The organism is Pseudoxanthobacter sp. (assembly GCF_036822375.1).
In the GTDB taxonomy this organism is placed as follows: Bacteria; Pseudomonadota; Alphaproteobacteria; order Rhizobiales; family Segnochrobactraceae; genus Pseudoxanthobacter.
On sequence record NZ_DAISHT010000324.1, the window covers coordinates 1 to 2,783 of the forward strand.

1 protein-coding gene is annotated in these 2,783 nt (G+C 69.0%); it reads left to right on the top strand.

The window, feature by feature from the left end; genetic code table 11:
* Positions 1-267 precede the first annotated feature (267 nt).
* Positions 268-2,442: a lytic transglycosylase domain-containing protein gene (locus tag V7067_RS17145; RefSeq protein WP_334177102.1), complete on the top strand. Its 2,175-nt coding sequence runs from the start codon at positions 268-270 to the stop codon at positions 2,440-2,442.
* Positions 2,443-2,783: the final 341 nt, after the last annotated feature.

Below are 2,783 nucleotides of genomic sequence, written 5' to 3' on the forward strand. Positions count from 1 at the left end.
CCGGACCGGCACTTCGCTTCATCCCGGCGGCGCGGAAAGCAACCGCCCGCGGCGGGCGGAACACCGCCGCGGCCCGGCCGGAAACCAAACGTTTACCTCGGCCCGTCATCCTTACTTTCAACTTAATGTCGTCGTCGTGCCGCCATCCGCAGCCCGGAGAATGGCCGCGATATGGTCAAAAAGCCGGCATCCACCCCCGTTGCGGCGCGCAGCCGCTGCCGCGACGGACCGGACGGGCGACGACCCGGAAGACCAGCGAGGACCCCGATGGACGAACTCTCGACCGGACGCGCGCGCACCGCCGCCACCCTGCGGAGCGTATTCAGCCGCACATCCGGCCGCCCCGGCAGACGCGCCGGCGGGGATCGCTTCACCAGAGCCGCCGCGGCCCTGCTCGCCGGCCTCACCGCCCTGCCGCCCGCCGCCTTCGCCGGCAGCCCCGTCACCCCGGCCGCCGGCCTGGCCCGCCCGGCCTCGCCGGTCAGCGATGCGCTGTCCCACGGGGCCGCGGCTGATGGCGTGAGCCTGATGACGGTTGCCGCCAACAACGGCACGGCGCTGGGGCAGGCGATCAACCTCGCCGCCGCCGGCAACGACCGCGAGGCCTATGCGCTGTCGCGCTCGATGCCCACCATCGACCGGCTGATCGTGGAATGGCTGCTGATCCGCGACGGCGCCTCGGTGATGACCTCGTCGCTCATCACCCGCTTTGCCCGCGAGGCGCCGGGCTGGCCGACGCCGAAGCAGATCCGCGCCCGGGCCGAGCAGGCCCTGCAGCGCGAAAGCCCGACGCCGCAGGAAGTGATCGACGTCTTCAACGGCAACCACCCGGAAACCGCCGACGGCGCCCGCCTGCTGGCGCGCGCGCTCGTCGCCACCGGGCAGACGCAGGCCGCCGCCAACGTCATCCGCTATGCGTGGGTCAACGACCCCATGAGCGAGGTGAACCAGCGGGCGATCATGACCGAGTTCCGCTCGTTCCTGACGCCGGCCGACAACACCCGCCGCGCCGAAATGCTGCTCTATGCCGAGCGCGCCAAGATGGCGCAGGGCATGGACCCGCTGCTGCCGCCCTCCGAGCGGGCCTATGTGGATGCGCGCGCCGCCGTCATCCGCGAGGCGCCCGATGCCTCCCGCCTGATGGCGGCCGTGCCGGCCGACATGCGCTCGCGGCCGGGGTATAAATATTCGCTGATCCAGCTCTACCGCCGCGCCGGGCAATATACCGACGCCGCAAAGCTGCTCGTCAGCATCCCCAACGACAAGCGCGCCCAGATCGACCCCTCCGCATGGTGGGACGAGCGCAAGATGGTGTCGCGCAAGCTGCTCGATCAGGGCGACTACAAGCTCGCCTATCAGGTGGTGTCCAACTATGTGCCCGATGGCACGGTGGCCGATCTCGATGCCGAGTTCCATGCCGGCTGGTATGCGCTGCGCTTCCTCAACAATCCGAAGCTCGCCATTCCGCATTTCACCCAGCTCGCCCGGCAGGCGCAGACGCCTATCAGCCGGTCGCGCGGCTATTACTGGCTGGGCCGGGCCTATGAGGCGGCCGGCGACCGTTCCGCCGCCGCCAGCGCCTACAAGGCCGCGGCCGGCTACGGCATGACCTATTACGGCCAGCTCGCGCGCAACCGCCTCGGCCTGCGCGCGCCGGGCGTGGGCGGGGTGCCGCAGCCCTCCGGGGCCGACAAGTCCGCGTTCTCCCACAGCCAGATGGTGCAGGCGATCCAGCGCATGGCCGCCGTCGGCGCCATCGACAAGACCATGCCGCTGTTCACCACGCTGGCGGAAACCATGAAGACGCCCGGCGAGGTGACGCTGCTTGCCCGTCTTGCGGAACAATACGGCAAGTATCACTTCGCTCTTTCGGTGGCCAAGACGGCCCAGAACCGCGGCCTGCCGGTGGGCGGCCTCGCCTTCCCCACGGCCGGCATTCCGCGCTCGGCGCAGGTTCCGCCCACGCTGGAACGGCCGGTGGTCTATGCCATCGCGCGTCAGGAGAGTGTGTTCAATCCCGGCGCGGTCAGCCCGGCCGGCGCCCGCGGCCTGCTGCAGCTGATGCCGGCAACCGCCAAGCTGGTGGCCGGCCGCGCCGGCCTGCCCTATTCCGCCCCGCGCCTGACCGCCGATCCGGCCTATAACGCCACCCTCGGCGCCTATCACCTCGACGAGCTGGTCAGCAACTACGACGGCTCCTACATCATGACCTTCGCCGGCTACAATGCCGGCCCCGGCCGCGTGAAGCAGTGGGTGCAGCTCTATGGCGACCCGCGAGACCCGAACGTGGATGCCATCGACTGGGTGGAGCGCATTCCCTATACAGAAACGCGCAATTACGTGCAGCGCGTGATGGAAAACGTGCAGGTCTATCGCGAGCAGCTCGGCTCCGGCCAGCTGACCATCGACAAGGACCTCAAGCGTGGCGCGAGCGGCGGCTGAGGACCACCGCTTCACGCCCGCACCGGCATCGCCGCGGCGGGCGTGAAGCGGCACGACAGCAACAGCCGACAAAAGAATCGTCGCCGATCGGGGTCCGCACGTCGAATCCCGCCGCAGCAACGTTGACTTTATTAAGAATATCCGTATTTTTCCGCCCACTGATCGGTCACGATGGGTGATCGACGGGGCCTCCGGCCATTCTCGTGCTGCCAAATGGCGGGCATCGTCCGGCGCCGTTCTGCCTGACGGTCGCCCTTGCCCGAAACGGTGCCCGATCCTGCCCCCAGGCCCCCCAAAATCGAAGATCCATTGGATAGATGAGTTTCGATTCTCTTGGCCTG

Excerpts from the sequence above, each read along its gene's own strand:
- V7067_RS17145 (WP_334177102.1), top strand. The coding sequence starts at position 268 with ATGGACGAACTCTCGACCGGACGCGCGCGCACCGCCGCCACCCTGCGG.